Source organism: Pimelobacter sp. 30-1, from assembly GCF_018831735.1.
Taxonomy (GTDB): Bacteria; Actinomycetota; Actinomycetes; order Propionibacteriales; family Nocardioidaceae; genus Nocardioides.
In genome coordinates this window covers 714,317-730,043 of sequence record NZ_NHTS01000001.1, presented here as the reverse complement: position 1 = coordinate 730,043, position 15,727 = coordinate 714,317, and the positions used below count along the sequence as shown (strand labels likewise).

General features: G+C 72.5%; 13 protein-coding genes. 6 read left to right on the top strand and 7 right to left on the bottom strand.

The genetic code is table 11. The features are described 5' to 3' along the window. Nucleotides 1-148: 148 nt before the first annotated feature. Nucleotides 149-844 (bottom strand): DUF2510 domain-containing protein, encoded by a 696-nt coding sequence (locus tag CCO04_RS03460; RefSeq protein WP_215812683.1) that lies wholly within the window; start codon nucleotides 842-844, stop codon nucleotides 149-151. Nucleotides 845-918: 74 nt separating this feature from the next. On the opposite strand from CCO04_RS03460, the gene CCO04_RS03455 reads away from it, so the two are divergent. The 4 genes from CCO04_RS03455 to CCO04_RS03440 all read left to right on the top strand — a co-directional run bounded on the left by CCO04_RS03455 (nucleotide 919) and on the right by CCO04_RS03440 (nucleotide 3,507). Continuing rightward, nucleotides 919-1,623 carry a GntR family transcriptional regulator gene (locus CCO04_RS03455; RefSeq protein WP_215812682.1) on the top strand — a complete coding sequence of 235 codons (705 nt, stop codon included), beginning with the start codon at nucleotides 919-921 and terminating at the stop codon, nucleotides 1,621-1,623. Nucleotides 1,624-1,668: 45 nt separating this feature from the next. Next, nucleotides 1,669-2,061 carry a phage holin family protein gene (locus CCO04_RS03450; RefSeq protein WP_215812681.1) on the top strand — a complete coding sequence of 131 codons (393 nt, stop codon included), beginning with the start codon at nucleotides 1,669-1,671 and terminating at the stop codon, nucleotides 2,059-2,061. Between the two features lie 7 nt (nucleotides 2,062-2,068). Then, on the top strand, nucleotides 2,069-2,584 hold the full coding sequence (locus CCO04_RS03445; RefSeq protein WP_308281113.1) for a low molecular weight protein-tyrosine-phosphatase: 516 nt from the start codon (nucleotides 2,069-2,071) through the stop codon (nucleotides 2,582-2,584). A 68-nt stretch (nucleotides 2,585-2,652) separates the two neighbouring features. Then, entirely contained in the window at nucleotides 2,653-3,507 is an 855-nt protein-coding gene (locus CCO04_RS03440; RefSeq protein ID WP_215812680.1) for a 3-hydroxybutyryl-CoA dehydrogenase, read from the top strand. 200 nt (nucleotides 3,508-3,707) lie between these two features. On the opposite strand, the gene CCO04_RS03435 is transcribed toward CCO04_RS03440, so the two are convergent. The 5 genes from CCO04_RS03435 to CCO04_RS03415 form a co-directional block, all read right to left on the bottom strand. Further along, nucleotides 3,708-5,411: an AMP-binding protein gene (locus tag CCO04_RS03435; protein WP_215812679.1), complete on the bottom strand. Its 1,704-nt coding sequence runs from the start codon at nucleotides 5,409-5,411 to the stop codon at nucleotides 3,708-3,710. A gap of 62 nt (nucleotides 5,412-5,473) precedes the next feature. Beyond that, complete coding sequence (locus CCO04_RS03430; RefSeq protein ID WP_215812678.1) at nucleotides 5,474-6,982, bottom strand: aldehyde dehydrogenase family protein; 1,509 nt, start codon at nucleotides 6,980-6,982, stop codon at nucleotides 5,474-5,476. 86 nt (nucleotides 6,983-7,068) lie between these two features. Beyond that, nucleotides 7,069-7,890 (bottom strand): VWA domain-containing protein, encoded by an 822-nt coding sequence (locus CCO04_RS03425; protein ID WP_215812677.1) that lies wholly within the window; start codon nucleotides 7,888-7,890, stop codon nucleotides 7,069-7,071. A 131-nt stretch (nucleotides 7,891-8,021) separates the two neighbouring features. After that, nucleotides 8,022-8,924 carry a MoxR family ATPase gene (locus tag CCO04_RS03420; protein ID WP_215812676.1) on the bottom strand — a complete coding sequence of 301 codons (903 nt, stop codon included), beginning with the start codon at nucleotides 8,922-8,924 and terminating at the stop codon, nucleotides 8,022-8,024. A 13-nt stretch (nucleotides 8,925-8,937) separates the two neighbouring features. Then, nucleotides 8,938-10,050: an NDMA-dependent alcohol dehydrogenase gene (locus CCO04_RS03415; protein WP_215812675.1), complete on the bottom strand. Its 1,113-nt coding sequence runs from the start codon at nucleotides 10,048-10,050 to the stop codon at nucleotides 8,938-8,940. Nucleotides 10,051-10,228: 178 nt separating this feature from the next. Between CCO04_RS03415 and CCO04_RS29625 the strand changes: the two genes are divergently transcribed. Then, nucleotides 10,229-11,839 carry a helix-turn-helix domain-containing protein gene (locus CCO04_RS29625; protein ID WP_215812674.1) on the top strand — a complete coding sequence of 537 codons (1,611 nt, stop codon included), beginning with the start codon at nucleotides 10,229-10,231 and terminating at the stop codon, nucleotides 11,837-11,839. Here CCO04_RS29625 and CCO04_RS03405 read toward each other — a convergent pair. Then, nucleotides 11,833-12,351, bottom strand: a complete 519-nt coding sequence (locus tag CCO04_RS03405) for a MarR family winged helix-turn-helix transcriptional regulator (protein ID WP_215812673.1) — start codon at nucleotides 12,349-12,351, stop codon at nucleotides 11,833-11,835. The two genes, CCO04_RS29625 and CCO04_RS03405, sit on opposite strands and share 7 nt — an antisense overlap. A gap of 129 nt (nucleotides 12,352-12,480) precedes the next feature. Between CCO04_RS03405 and icmF the strand changes: the two genes are divergently transcribed. After that, on the top strand, nucleotides 12,481-15,654 hold the full coding sequence (gene icmF, locus CCO04_RS03400) for a fused isobutyryl-CoA mutase/GTPase IcmF (RefSeq protein WP_215812672.1): 3,174 nt from the start codon (nucleotides 12,481-12,483) through the stop codon (nucleotides 15,652-15,654). Nucleotides 15,655-15,727 lie beyond the last annotated feature (73 nt).

Below are 15,727 nucleotides of genomic sequence, written 5' to 3'. Positions count from 1 at the left end.
ACGATCCCGAGCCCGATCCACAGACCCTTGCCCTTGGCCGGGCCTTGACCTGGAGGAAGGGGCGGCGCGAACGACGGCGGCGGCCCGGGCGGCGGTGGAGGCCCCGAGGGAGGCGGAGGCGGAGGCCCGGGCGGCGGCGGAGGCAGGCTCACCGCGGGCTCACCTGCTCGAGGAACTCGCTGAACCACGACTCCAGCTCGGACGGGTTCGTCGGGAAGTCGTCCGGCAGCAGGCCGGTCGGGAACTCGCTCGGCAGCTTCGTCGGGAACGGGATGCTCGGCAGGTCGGTCGGCAGCCCGCTCGGGAACTCGGTCGGGAAGTCCGACGGGTTGATCGTCGGCAGGTCGAGCGAGGTCGACGGCGCGTCGGTCGGCCCGTCCGTGGTGGTGGAGGTGTCCTCGCTGACCTTCTCGTCCTTGTTCTTGTCGCCGTCGTCCTTGCCGAGCAGCACGATGCCGCCGACGACCACGATCGCCAGGAGCAGGACGACGCCGAGCACGGCGATCGCGATCCGCAGTCCCTTGCCACCGCCGACCTCGAGCGAGGGCGCACCCAGTCCCAGTCCCGGACCCGGCCCCGGCCCCGGCGCGTACGGCGCGTAGCCCGGCGGTGGTCCGGGCGGCAGGGGCGGCAGCACCGCGGTCGGTTCCGGCGTCCCCGGGTCGCCGCCGGCCGGCGGTACGGCGACCGTCTCCCCACCGACGGGCGCAGCAGGCGCACCAGGCGTGGCCGGTGCCGAGGGGTCCGTCCGGACGTGGTCGGTCCAGGCGTTGCCGTCGTACCAGCGCTGGTTGCCGTCGGCGTCGGGGTACCAGCCGGGCTGGCTGGGCGTCGGTCCGGGCACCCGGGCCTCCTGCGGGGGTCGGTCGGAGGGGACGACCACACCGTATCCCGCGGCTCCCCCGGCACAATGAACCCATGGCCGCACCGTCCTCCGCGCCCCAGGGCCGCTTCGCGACGCTCAGCGTCGAGCACGCCTCGACGGTGTCCCGGGTCGCGGCCGAGCTGCGCCGCGCGGTGTTCGAGGGCGAGCTCGAGAGCGGTACGCCGCTGCGCGAGATCGCGCTGGCCGAGTCGCTGGGCGTCTCGCGGCCCACGGTGCGCGAGGCGCTGTCGGTCCTGGTCGCCGAGGGGCTCGCCACCCGCGAGCCGCACCGCGGGGTCGCGGTCGCCACGCCGCGGGCCGACTCGGTGCGCGACGTGTGCCGGGCGCGCTGGGTGCTCGAAGGGGCCGGGGTGCAGGCCTGGACCAGCGCCGACGACCAGCAGCGCCAGCGGGTCCGGGACACGCTCGAGGCCTACACGAGCGCGGTCCGCGGCGGGCGGGCGTCGTACGAGGAGCTCAACGAGCGCCACCTGTCCTTCCACGTCTCGCTGGTCGAGCTGACCGGCAGCCCGCGCCTGGTCCAGATGGCCGAGGCGCTGATGGACGAGCTCAAGCTCGCCCTCGCCCAGGTCGACCGGATCCGCCGCAACGCCCACGACGAGGCCGAGTCCCACGAGGGGCTGGTGACCCTGCTCGAGGCCGGCCGGATCGACGGCGCCGGCGGGGCGTACGCCTTCCTGCGCCAGCACATCGCCGACGCCGAGGTCGAGGTCATCGACGCGCTCGACCTGCGCTAGCCCGCCCTGGGACGCCGTCAGCCGCGTCTCTGCAAGGATGGCCGCATGCTGGCCTTCCTCTCCCGCTGGGCGATCACGGCCGCCGCGCTCGCGGTCGCGGCGCAGCTCCTCGGCGGCATCTGGTTCGAGGGCGCGGACTCCGGTCGCGCCGAGCTCGAGGACAAGATCCTCCCGCTGCTGCTGGTCGCGCTCATCTCGTGCGTGGTCACGGCGTGGGTGAAGCCGGTCCTCACGTTCCTGTCGATCCCGTTCATCCTGGTGACGCTGGGGCTGTTCCTGATCATCCTCAACGCGCTGCTGCTGCGGTTCACCGCGTGGCTGGCGGGCCTGGTCGACATCGGGTTCCACGTCAGCGGCTTCTGGGCGGCGTTCTGGGGCTCGATCATCATCAGCATCACGACGTGGTTCCTCGACGCCCTGGTCGGCGTCGACGACTGACGTCCCGGTGAGCGTCGTACCGCCGCCCCGGACGCCGGGGAGCTACCGCATCGCCCTCGTCTGCCTCGGCAACATCTGCCGCTCCCCCATGGCCGACGTCGTGCTGTCCGCCCGCGTCGCCGACGCCGGCCTGGATGACATCGTCGAGGTGGTCAGCGCCGGCACCCGCGGCTGGCACGCCGGCGAGCCGATGGACCACCGCGCCGCCGCCCTCCTCACCGCCGAGGGGTACGACGCCAGCCGGCACCGCGCCCAGCAGGTGCTCCCCGCCTGGCTCGACGAGCACGACCTCCTGCTCGCCATGGACGACGACAACCTGGCCGGCCTCCAGGCCCTCGGCCCCGCCGACCCGACCCGGGTCCGCCTCTTCCGCGACTTCGACCCCGAGGGCACCGGCGAGGTGCCCGACCCGTACTACGGCGGCGACGCCGGCTTCCGCGCCGTCCTCGCCATGGTCGAGCGGACCGCCGACGCCCTGACCGGTGACCTGCTTCACGTGGTGCTACCGACGGGTCACCCCTAGGTTTTGCTAGGACGTCCAAGTAAATCAGCACGGGTGCGCACGAGGCGCGCCTGCGGAGGGAGAACCAGATGACGGGCATCGAACGGGTCGGCGTGGTGGGCGGCGGCCTGATGGGGTCGGGCATCGCCGAGGTCAACGCCCGCGCCGGCAAGGACGTGGTCGTCGTCGAGTCGTCCGCGGCCGCCGTCGAGAACGCCCGTCAGCGCCTGACGAGCTCGCTCGAGCGCGCGGAGAGCCGCGGCAAGATCGAGTCGGCGGCCGCCGTACTGGACCGGATCCGGGTGGTCGACGACCTCACCGAACTGGCCGACCGCGACATCGTCATCGAGGCCATCGTCGAGGACGAGGCCGCCAAGACCGACCTCTTCCGCCGCCTCGACGAGATCGTCACCAGCCCCGACGCCATCCTCGCGTCCAACACCTCGTCGATCCCGATCATGAAGCTCGCGGTCGCCACGAAGCGCCCGAGCCACGTGCTCGGCGTCCACTTCTTCAACCCGGTGCCGGTGCTCAAGCTCGTCGAGCTCGTGCCCTCGCTGATGACCGACGCCGAGACCACCGAGCGCGCCCGCGCCTTCGTCCAGGACGACCTCGGCAAGAACGCCATCGACTGCCAGGACCGCGCCGGCTTCGTCGTCAACGCCCTGCTGATCCCGTTCATCCTCTCCGCGATCCGGATGCTCGAGTCGGGCTTCGCCACCGCCGAGGACATCGACCAGGGCCTCGTCCTCGGTGCCGCCCACCCCCAGGGCCCCCTCGCCCTGGCGGACCTGATCGGCCTCGACACCACCAAGGCCGTCGCCGAGTCGCTCTACGAGGAGTTCAAGGAGCCGCTCTACGCCGCCCCGCCGCTCCTGGCCCGGATGGTCGAGGCCGGCCTGCTCGGCCGCAAGACCGGCCGCGGCTTCTACACCTACGGCTGACCTCTCTTCCGACACCACGAAGTACGCCGGTTGCTGCACCGAAGTACGGCAGCTGCTGGACCGAGGCACGGCTGTCACCCAAGAGAGGCCACACCTCGCGCCAGCAACCGGCGCACCTCGCGCCAGCAACCGGCGCACCTCGCGCCAGCAACCGGCGCACTTCGCGCCAGCGACCGGAGCACCTCGTGGGGTGAGCGGGATCAGCCCCGCAGCCCCGGGAAGTCCTCGTCGCGGAACTCCCCCGCGGCCCGGGCCCCCTCGACATCCAGCGCCGTCTCCCGCTGCCGCAGCTCGACCCGCCGGATCTTCCCCGAGATGGTCTTGGGCAGCTCGTAGAACTCCACCCGCCGCACCCGCAGGTACGGCGCGAGGTGCTCTCGCGCGTACCGCAGGATCGACTCCGCGGTCTCCGCCGTCGCCTCGAACCCCGGCACCAGCGCCACATAGGCCTTCGGTACGGCGAGGCGCACCGGGTCCGGAGCCGGTACGACGGCCGCCTCGGCGACCGCCGGGTGCTCGATGAGGACGCTCTCGAGCTCGAAGGGGCTGATCTTGTAGTCGGAGGCCTTGAAGACGTCGTCGGTGCGCCCGATGTAGGTGATGCAGCCGTCCGCGTCGCGTGAGGCGACGTCGCCGGTGTGGTAGAAACCGCCGGCCATGGCCTCGGCGTTGCGGACCGCGTCGCCCTGGTAGCCGGTCATCAGCGGCAGCGGGCGGGCGGCGAGGTCGAGGCAGAGCTCGCCCTCGCCGACACCGTCGACGACCGTGCCCGCGAGCGGGTCGACGAGCACGACGGGCAGGCCGGGCAGCGGATGTCCCATCGCGCCCGGAACCACCGGTTGGCCGGGGGTGTTGGCGATGCAGGCGGTCATCTCGGTCTGGCCGAAGCCGTCGCGGATGGTCAGGCCCCAGTGCTTCTCGACCTGGCTGATCACCTCGGGGTTGAGGGGTTCGCCGGCGGCGATGGCCTCGCGCAGGACGCCGGGGCCGGCGGAGAGGTCGGCGTTGATGAGCATCCGCCACACGGTCGGCGGGGCGCAGAAGGTGGTCACGCCCTCGGCCCGGATCTGCCCGAGCAGCGCGGCGGCGTCGAAGCGCGCGTAGTTGTAGACGAAGACCGTCGCCTCGGCGAGCCACGGCGCGAAGAAGTTCGACCAGGCGTGCTTGGCCCAGCCGGGGCTGGAGATGTTGAGGTGCACGTCGCCGGCCTGGAGGCCGAGCCAGTACATCGTCGACAGGTGCCCGACCGGGTACGAGACGTGGGTGTGCTCGACGAGCTTGGGCCGCGAAGTCGTGCCGGAGGTGAAGTAGAGCAGCAGCCGGTCGTCGCTGGCGTTGCCCGGGTGCGCCACCGAGGCCGGCGCGAGGTCGTACGCCGCGGCGTACGGCAGCCAGCCGGCGAGGTCGGCAGAACCGACGACCAGCCGCACCGGCGCGCCGGGCACCTCGTCGAACTTGGCGGCGTCGGCGGCGTTGCAGATGACCGCCCGGGCCGCGCCGCGCTCCAACCGGTCGACCAGCTCGGCGGTGCCGACGGCGGTCGTGGTCGGCATGATCACCGCACCGAGGCGGATGAGCGCGAGCATCGACTCCCACAGCTCGACCTGGTTGCCGAGCATCACGACGACGGCGTCGCCGCGGCCGATGCCCTGGGCGGCGAGGTGGGCGGCGACCTGCTCGGAGCGGGTGACCAGCTCCCCGAAGGAGTACGACGAGCGGGCGCCGTCCTCCTCGACGATCACGAGCCCGGGCTGGTCGTTGTCCCGGGCGAAGCCGTCGAACCAGTCGTGCACGAAGTTGAACGCCGGCCCGACGTCGGGCCAGGTGAAGGCGGCGACCGCCGCGGCGCGGTCGGTGCGCAGCGTGCGCAGCAGGTCGCGGGCCGTGCTCAGGGTGGTGCTCATGATCTCCACTCTCCTCGTTCGGGGGCTCCTCACGACACCCCCGAACGAGGGCGAGGTGGGGCTCAGGTCAGCAGCGCGTTGACCGACTTCTGCTCGGTGTAGGCGTCGATCGCCGAGGCGCCGAGCTCGCGTCCCCAGCCGGACTGCTTGTAGCCGCCGAAGGGCATCGCGGTGTCGAACGCGTTGTGGCAGTTGATCCAGACCGTGCCGGCCTTGATCTGGCGCGCGGTGCGGTGCGCCTTGCTCACGTCGCGCGTCCACACCGACGCCGCCAGCCCGTACGGCGTGTCGTTGGCCGCCGCGGCCACGCCGCGCTCGGCGTTGAACGGGGTGGCGACGACGACCGGACCGAAGATCTCCTCGCGGTAGACGCTGAACGAGGAGTCGACGTCGACGAGCACGGTGGGCTCGACGTAGTAGCCGGCGTCCCCGCGGCGGCGGCCGCCGGTGAGGGCGCGGGCGCCGTCGCGCAGCCCCTGGTCGACGTAGCCGAGCACCCGGTCGAGCTGGGTCTGCGAGACGAGCGGGCCGACCTCGGTGGTGGGGTCGAGGCCGGGGCCGACCTTGCTGGCGGCGGCGACCTCGGCGACGCCCTGGGTGAACTCGTCGAAGATCCGGTCCTCGACGAGGAGCCGGGTGCCGCTGGTGCAGGTCTGGCCCTGGTTGAACAGGAAGCCCGAGGCGGTACCGGGGATGGCGAGGTCGAGGTCGGCGTCGGCGTAGACGACCTGGGGGCTCTTGCCGCCGAGCTCGAGCGAGACCTTCTTGAGGTTGCCCTTGGCGGCGTCGACGATGAGCTTGCCGACCTCGGTCGAGCCGGTGAAGGCGATCTTGTCGACGTCGTCGTGCGCGGCGAGCGCGGCGCCGGCCTCGCCGTACCCGGTGATGACGTTGAAGACGCCGTCCGGCAGGCCGCACTCGGCCATGATCTCGGCGAGGCGCAGCGCGGTGAGCGGGGTGTCCTCGGCGGGCTTGAGGACGACGGTGTTGCCGCAGGTGAGCGCGACCGGCACCTTGAAGGCGGCCATGAGCAGCGGGAAGTTCCACGGCACGATCGCGCCGCAGACGCCGACCGGCTCGCGCAGCGTGTAGGCGTGCCACTGGGCGCCGGGGGCCCACGGGACCGACACGGGCAGCGTGCGGCCCTCGATCTTGGTGGCCCAGCCGGCGTAGTACTGGAAGAGCTCGGCGACCCAGGTGATGTCGACGGCCTGCGCGACGGCGGCGGACTTGCCGTTGTCGAGCGACTCCAGCTGGGCGAGCTCCTCGGCGTGGTCGTAGATCGCCTCGCCGATCTTGAACAGCAGGCGCTGGCGCTGGGCCGGCGTCCAGAGCGCCCACTCGCCCTCGAAGGCCTTGCGGGCGGCGCGGACCGCGCGGTCGACGTCCTCGGCCTCGCCGTGGGCGACCTGGGTCAGCACCTGGCCGGTGGCCGGGTCGCGGGTCTCGAACGTGCGGCCGGAGGCGGCGTCCACCCAGGAGCCGCCGATGAACAGGCCCTTGGGGCGGGCGAGCCAGTCGCGCACCTCGGGGAGCACGGCGTGGTCGGTGGGGACGAGCAGGTCGGTCATGGTTCCTCCGTGGGGATGACGATCGGTAGCGCCGAGCGTCGTGGCCCAGGCGCTGCGGGGGTGTTCAGGTTCTGGACATTCGCCCGCTAGGGCGCGAGCAGCCGGTCGAGCACGGCGGGCAGGTCGGCGAGGGCGTCGAGCGACGCCATCCGGGCGCCGGCCTCGCGGGCGAAGCGGCGCGCCTCGTCGTCGTCCGAGGCGGGCGCGACGACGAGCAGCTCGTCGAGACCGCGGGCGGCGGGCAGCGGGTCGATGTCGTCGGTGACCCGGCAGTCCGAGAGCAGCACGGTGATCCGGCGCCGGGCCCGGGCACCGGCGAGCTGCTCGCGCGCGGCGCGCAGGGCGGCGTCGAGCGAGGTCATGCCGTGCCCGCGCAGGCCCAGCACCCGTTCGACGGTACGACGCACCGGGCTCGGCGTCCCGAGGGCGACGACGGGCTCGGCCCGGCGGTCGAAGGCGACGACGGCGAGCTCGCCCCCGGACTCGGCGGCGCGCAGCGCGCACGCCGCGGCGGCCATGGCGGCGGTCGCCAGGCGGTGCCCGTCCATCGAGCCGGAGCGGTCGACGAGCAGGCACAGCGCGGTCGCCGGTCGCTCCCACACCGAGGCGGTGAGCTCGTCGAGGGACGGCGGACGGCCCTCGCCGCGGGCCACCGCGACGGCCTCCAGCGAGGCGTCGAGGTCGAGGTCGCCGCCGCGGTCGGCGCGGGCCGGGCGCAGCCGGCCGGCGCCGATGCGCCCGTGCGGACCGCTGCGCGCGCGTTCGAGCACGAGCCGTGGCACGAGGGCCTGGACCCGCGCGCGCAGGGCCGGGTCGGTCGCACGGCTCATCAGCGCGAGCAGCGGCAGGACGTCGTCCGGGTCCTCGGCGACGGCCGCCTCGACGGCCTCGACGTCGAGCTCGCCCACCTCGGGCGAGAGCTCCTCGAAGCGCGGGTTGCGGGACAGCTCCGCGCGACCGTTGGTGCGCTCGGGTCGGCCCCGGCGGGAGCCGGGCGGAGGTGTCGGTGGGGTGCCGCCCGCCCCCGCAGGGGGCGGGCTCAGGCTTCCCCCGAGCGGGGCTCCTCCTCCGCACCGGCGTCCGAGGAGGACTCCGGGTCGGCGCCGAAGTGTGCGACGTAGAGGTCGGTGATGACCTCCTCGGGCCGCCGGGTCGACGACTCGTCCACCCGGACCCGCCCGCTGAGCGCCACCAGCGCGGCGTCCAGGCCGGTGGCCCAGTGGCCCTCGGCGACGCCGCGGGCCCGGGCGAGCTGGTGGTTGATGCCGGCCAGGTCGATCGTGCCGCGCACCGACGAGCCGACCCGCAGCTCGGGGTGCTCGCGGGTGGCCCGGACCAGCGCGACCGCCCGGTCGCGCCAGTCGTCGGAGGGCACCGGCGCGCGCTGGGCGAGGATCTGGCCCTCCGCCTCGGCGGACTGGTAGCCCATCGCGATCCGGCAGGTGCGGTCGTAGACGGCGGACGACACGCGGGCGGTGCCGACGGCGTCGTACGGGTTCATCGCGGCGACGACCGCGAAGCCCGGGGCCGCGCGGACCGTGCCCAGCCGGGGGACGGCGATCTCGCGCTCGGACATCACCGTGAGCAGGGTGTTGAGGGTCTCCTCGGGCACCCGGTTGAGCTCCTCGACGTACAGCAGGCCGCCCTCGCGCATCGCGGTGAGCAGCGGGCCGTCGACGAAGACGTCCGGCTGGTAGCCCCGGCTCAGCACGAGGGCCGGGTCGAAGTGGCCGACCAGCCGGGCCGGGGTCAGCTCGGCATTGCCCTCGACGAGGGCGAACGAGCGGTCCCGGCCGGCGGCGACCCGGCGCAGCAAGGTGGTCTTGCCGGTACCGGGCGGCCCCTCGAGGACGACGTGGGCGCCACTGGCCAACGCCGCCTCGAGGAGCTCGGTCTCCCGCGCGCGGTCGACGACGGCGAGCGCCGCGAGCACAGCAGTCATCGGTCCTCGACGCTCAGTGCTCGTGGACGACGACGCCGCGGACGTTCTTGCCGTTGAGGAGGTCGTCGTACCCCTCGTTGACCTCGTCGAGGGTGTAGGTACGGGTGAGGATCTCGTCCAGCTTGAGGTCGCCGGACTGGTAGAGCCCGAGGATCCGCGGGATGTCGACGGTCGGGTTGCAGTCGCCGAAGAGGCTGCCGCGCAGCTCCTTGCGGAAGAGCGTGAGGATCGAGCCGGGCAGCTGGATGTTCGTCTCCTCCAGCTTGTTGAGCCCGGTCAGCACGACCTTGCCGCCCTTGCCGACCGCGTTGAAGCCGTCGGAGACGATCTCGGAGGTCATCAGGCCGGGCGTGAGGATCGCCGAGTCGGCCATCTGGCCGCGGGTCAGGTTGGTGATCGTCTCCATCGCGAGCTCGGCGGACTCGAACGCGTGCGTGGCGCCCAGCTCCATCGCCTTCTCGCGCTTGTTGGCGAGCGGGTCGATCGCGATGACGTTCTTGGCGCCGGCCAGGGCCGCGCCCTGGACGGCGTTGATGCCGATGCCGCCGATGCCCATGACGACCACGGTCTCGCCGGCCTTGACCTCGGCGGTGTTGACCGCGGCACCCCAGCCGGTGGGAACGCCGCAGCCGACCAGCACGGCCTTCTCGAGCGGGAGGTCGTCGTCCACCTTGACGCAGGAGTTCTGGTGGATCACGCCGTACTGGCTGAACGTGCCGAGCATGCACATCGCGCCGTACTGACCGGCGGGGCCGGTGATCGGGAAGCGCTCGCCGGGCAGGTAGCCGTCGAGGATCGTGGCGCCCATGTCGCAGATCGACTGCTGGCCGTTGGCGCAGTAGCGACACGTGCCGCAGTTGGGGATGAACGAGCACACCACGTGGTCGCCCACCTTGACCCGGGTGACGCCGGGGCCGACCTCCTCGATGATGCCGGCGCCCTCGTGGCCCAGGACCATCGGCAGCCGGGCCTCCAGGTCGCCGTGGGCGATGTGGACGTCGGAGTGGCACAGACCGGCGTGCGTGTAGCGGATGAGCACCTCGCCCTCACGCGGCTTGTCGAGGGTGAGCTCCTCGATCACGATCGGCTTGCCGGTCTCGTAGACGACTGCGGCCTTGGTCTTCATCGGGTTCTCCTGTGGGGCGGTGACGGCTCGGACGTGATGCCCGACACGCTCGCAAGACCGGCCCCGGCCGAGTGTTCAGAAACTGGACAACCCGGTACCAACCCTCCTCCGCATACTGTGACCGCGGCCACAGGGTGTGCGCCGCTGCGGGCGAGACCCACGACCCAGGGAGTGACGCGTGACGACGGAGACCGATGCCCTCCGCGACCCGATCGCGCTGTCGTGGCGCCGGGCCGAGCTGGCCGGGCTCAACCCCAGCTCGGCGCTCGACCACCTGACGTACGCCGACGTCGACCACTCCGGTCCGCTCCAGGCCGCGGCCTCGCCCGTGCTCGACGAGCTCAACGAGCAGCTCGAGGGCACCATGTTCTGCACGCTGCTGGTCGACCGCGACGGGCGCGTCGCCCAGCGCTGGTGCGGCGACAACGGCTCGCGCCGGGCCTTCGACAACCTCGGCGTCGACGTCGGCGCCTCGCTGCTCGAGGAGGCCGTCGGCACCAACGCGCTCGGCACCGTGCTCGAGACCCGCACGAGCATCACCGTCAACGGCCGCGAGCACTTCGCGGTGCCGCTGCGCCGGTTCAGCTGCTACGGCCACCCGATCTTCCACCCGACGACGCGGCGGATCGAGGGCGTCCTCGACATCTCCGCGCTGATGGAGGACGCCAGCCCGCTGCTGCCGCCGCTGGTCGCCCGCGCCGTCGCCGACATCGAGCAGCGCCTGCTCGACGGCAGCCGGGTCTCCGACAAGCAGCTCCTCGCCGCCTTCCAGGCCGCGGGCGCCCGGCGGCGCGCGGTCCTCGCGATCGGGCACGACCTGCTCATGTCCAACCAGGCCGCCACCGACCTGCTCGGCTCGACCGACGTGGCCCTGCTGCGGATGCTCGCCACCGACGTGCGCGACGAGGCCGCGATCGACCTGACCCTGGAGTCCGGCCTGGCCGTGCGCGTCGAGGCCACCCGGGTGGGCGGTACGCGCGGCGGGGCGCTGCTCCACGTCGAGCCGCACCGCGAGCCGCGGCCGCGGCGGCCCGTGGCCGACGTACCGGTGACCCACCTGCCGGTCCTCGTCTCCGGACCGCCCGGCTCCGGTCGCTCGACCACCGCGCGCCGGCTCGCCGACACCCAGCCGGTCACCGTGCTCAGCGCGGCGTCCGCGCTGCTCGACGGCTCCGAGGCGTGGGCGCGCGACTTCGGCGCGCTGCTGCGGGCCGGCCAGGGCACGGTCTGCGTCGACGGCGTCGACCTGCTGCCCGACGACCTGGTCGACCTCGTCGCCTCGCACGTCGCCGAGCAGCGCGCCCCCCGCCTGGTGCTCGTCTGCGGCCCGCTCGAAGGACTCACCGGGCGGGCCGCCGCGCTCGCCGGCGAGTGCACCGAGCGCCGCCTCCTCACGCCGCTGGCCAGCCGGCCCCACGAGATCCCCGAGCTGGTCCGGGCGATGCTCGCCGAGCTCGGCGCCGACTCCTCGCTGCACTTCACGCCCGGCGCCCTCAGCGCGCTGTCCTCGCAGCCCTGGCCCGGCAACCTGCGCGAGCTGCGCGCCGTCGTCGAGCACGTCGTACGACGCCAGCGCACGGGCGCCGTCATCGTCGACGAGCTGCCCGAGGCCTATCGCACCCAGGAGCCCAGCCGGCACCTCGCCCCGATCGACCGCGCCGAGCGGACGGTCATCGTCGAGGCGCTGCGCGAGCACGACGGCAACAAGGTGCGCGCCGCCCAGGCACTCGGGATCTCGCGGACCACGCTCTACGCGAAGATGCGGGCCCTGCGGATCACGGTCTACTGATCGGGCGCCTGCTCCGGGAAGTCACCGGACGCCTGGCGCACCTGGCGCAGCAGCCCGTAGGCGTCCGCCTGCTGGCCCTCGTCGAGCCCGGTGATCGCGAAGTCGATCGCGGTCACCGCCTTGGTCGCCCGGCGGACCGTGGCCCGGCCCTCGGGCGTGAGCCGCGCGAGCGTACGACGGCGGTCGTCCTCGTCGGGGACCCGCTCGACGAAGCCCTGGGCCTCGAGCCGGTCGATGGCGCTCGTGACCGAGGTCGGGTGCACCATCAGCCGCTCCCCGATCTTGCTCAGCGGCAGCGACCCGCTCTTGCTGAACAGCAGCAGCACGAGCACCTCGTAGCGCGAGAAGGTCAGCCCGAACGGCTTCAGCGCCGCGTCGAGCGCGGCGATCATCAGCTGCTGGACGCGCATCACCGAGGTCGCGAGCCGCATCGCGCTCGCGTCGCCGAAGTGTCGCTCCCACAGGTCGCCGGCGCGATCGATCGGGTCGAAGGGGAGCCGCGGGTCGGACATGGGGCAGACCCTAGGGCATCCACCCCCTGTCGCGCGGGTCACACCGTCGCGCCCTCCGCGCGGGCTTCCTAGATTTACTAGGACGTCCTACTATTGGAAGTCCAAGGACTTTGGAGGGACGACACCCACATGGCCGAGACCACGCTGCACACGCCCAAGCACCCGGTTCGCCTGGTGACCGCGTCGAGCCTCTTCGACGGGCACGACGCCTCGATCAACATCATGCGGCGCATCTTCCAGAGCCAGGGGTGCGAGGTCGTCCACCTCGGGCACAACCGCTCGGTCGCCGAGGTGGTCGACGCCGCGATCGAGGAGGACGCCCAGGGCATCGCCGTGTCGTCGTACCAGGGCGGGCACGTGGAGTACTTCGAGTACCTCGTCCAGCTGCTGCGTGAGCGCGGCGCCGACCACGTCCAGGTCGTCGGCGGCGGGGGCGGCGTCATCGTCCCCGACGAGATCGCCCGGCTCCGCGAGTCCGGCGTCATCATCTTCTCGCCCGAGGACGGCCAGCGGATGGGCCTGCCGGGCATGGTCAACTCCGTCGTCGAGGCCTGCGACACCGACCTCTGGGAGGTCGGACCGGTCACCGCGGCCCAGGTGGTCAGCGGCGACCGTGCCGCCGTCGCCCGGGCGATCACCGGCGCCGAGACCGGCCGGCTCGACGCGGCGCTGCTCGACGAGCTGCGCGCGACGGCCGCGGCGCGCGTCGTACCGGTGCTGGGGATCACGGGCACCGGCGGCTCCGGCAAGTCCAGCCTCACCGACGAGCTCGTCCGGCGGCTGCGTACCGACCAGGAGGACAAGGTCCGGGTCGCGGTCGTCGCCGTCGACCCCACCCGGCGCAAGGGCGGCGGCGCGCTGCTCGGCGACCGGATCCGGATGAACAGCCTCGACCTCGGCACCACCACCGGCACCCAGTGGGACCGCGACCGGGTCTACTTCCGCAGCCTCGCGACCCGCGGCGCGCACGAGGTGCCCGAGCACCTCACCGACGTGCTCACCGTGCTCAAGGCGGCCGGCTTCGACCTCGTCGTCATCGAGACCCCCGGCATCGGCCAGGGCGATGCGGCGATCGTGCCGTTCTGCGACGTCTCGCTCTACGTCATGACGCCCGAGTTCGGCGCCGCCTCCCAGCTCGAGAAGATCGACATGCTCGACTTCGCCGACGTCGTCGCGATCAACAAGTTCGAGCGCCGCGGTGCGGCCGACGCGCTGCGCGACGTGGGCCGCCAGCTCGTCCGCAACCGCGAGGCCTTCGGCAAGCAGCCGACCGACATGCCGGTCTACGGCACCTCCGCCGCGACCTTCGACGACGACGGCGTCACCGCGCTCTACCAGCACCTGCGCGGCCTGCTCGCCGACCAGGGCCTGGCCGTCGCCGAGGGCCACCTCGCGCCGGTCACGACCAAGAGCTCGACCCGCATCCAGCAGGTGCTGCCGCCCGAGCGGGTGCGCTACCTGGCCGAGATCGCCGGCTCCGTCCGCGACTACCACGCCGAGACCGACACGCTGGTCGCCCAGGCCCGTCGCGCGCAGCGGTTCGCCGCGGTCGCCGCCGAGGTCGAGGTCGCCGAGGTCGCCGAGCTCGCCGCCCAGGCCGAGCGCGACCTCCCCCGCGAGGTCGTCGAGCAGGTCGCGTCCTGGCCCGCCACGGTCGAGGCCTACCAGGAGGACACCGCCCAGAACGGCCGGATCTCCCTGTCCGGCAACCGGATCCCCCGCGTCGCCGTCCCCCAGTACGACGACCACGGCGAGCTGGTCCGCTACTGGCGGCGCGAGAACCTGCCGGGCAGGTTCCCCTTCACCGCCGGCGTCTTCCCGTTCAAGCGCGCCGACGAGGACCCGGCCCGCATGTTCGCCGGCGAGGGCGACCCGTTCCGCACCAACAAGCGGTTCAAGCTGCTCTCCGAGGGCCAGCCCGCGACCCGCCTGTCCACCGCCTTCGACTCGGTCACCCTCTACGGCCGCGACCCCGACGAGCGCCCCGACATCTACGGCAAGGTCGGCACGTCCGGCGTCTCGGTCGCCACGCTCGACGACATGAAGGCGCTCTACGACGGCTTCGACCTGCTCTCCCCCACGACGTCGGTCTCGATGACGATCAACGGCCCGGCCCCGACCGTGCTGGCGTTCTTCCTCAACACCGTGATGGACCAGGCCCGCGAGCGCGGCATCGACCCCGCCGAGGCGCTCAAGACCGTGCGCGGCACGGTCCAGGCCGACATCCTCAAGGAGGACCAGGGCCAGAACACCTGCCTGTTCTCCACGGAGTTCTCGCTGCGCTGCATGGCCGACATCCAGGAGTGGTTCATCCAGCAGCAGGTCCGCAACTTCTACTCGGTCTCGATCTCCGGCTACCACATCGCCGAGGCCGGGGCGAACCCCATCAGCCAGCTCGCGTTCACGCTCGCCAACGGCTTCACGTACGTCGAGTCCTACCTCGCGCGGGGCATGGACATCGACGACTTCGCGCCCAACCTGTCGTTCTTCTTCTCCAACGGCATGGACCCGGAGTACTCCGTGATCGGCCGGGTCGCCCGCCGGATCTGGGCGGTGGCGATGAAGGAGCGCTACGGCGCCAACGAGCGCTCCCAGAAGCTGAAGTACCACGTGCAGACGTCGGGCCGCTCACTGCACGCGCAGGAGATGGACTTCAACGACATCCGCACCACGCTCCAGGCGCTCATCGCGATCTACGACAACGCCAACTCGCTCCACACCAACGCCTTCGACGAGGCGGTCACCACCCCGACCGACGAGTCGGTGCGCCGGGCGCTCGCGATCCAGCTCATCATCAACCGCGAGTGGGGCCTGGCGATGAACGAGAACCCCGTCCAGGGCTCGTACGTCATCGACCAGCTCACCGACCTCGTCGAGGAGGCCGTGCTCGCCGAGTTCGACCGGATCTCCGAGCGCGGCGGCGTCCTCGGCGCGATGGAGACCGGCTACCAGCGCGGCCGGATCCAGGACGAGTCGATGCTCTACGAGCACCAGAAGCACGACGGCACGCTGCCGATCATCGGCGTCAACACCTTCCGCAAGCCCGGCGGCGACGAGACCCCCGTCGTCCTCGAGCTGGCCCGGGCGACCGACGGCGAGAAGCAGTCCCAGCTGAGCCGGGTCCGCGACTACCAGGCGGCCCACAGCAGCGCCGCCGACGAGGCGCTCGCCCGGCTCAAGCAGGCGGCCGTCAACGGCGACAACGTGTTCGCCGTCCTCATGGACGCCGCCCGGGTGTGCTCGCTGGGCCAGGTCACCGAGGCCTTCTTCGAGGTGGGCGGGCAGTACCGCCGCAACGTCTGAGAATTTCTTTTCCGGCTCGTGTCGAAAGCGGCGACCGTCGTTCGACGTAGGTTCGACAGCAGCACGAACCTAC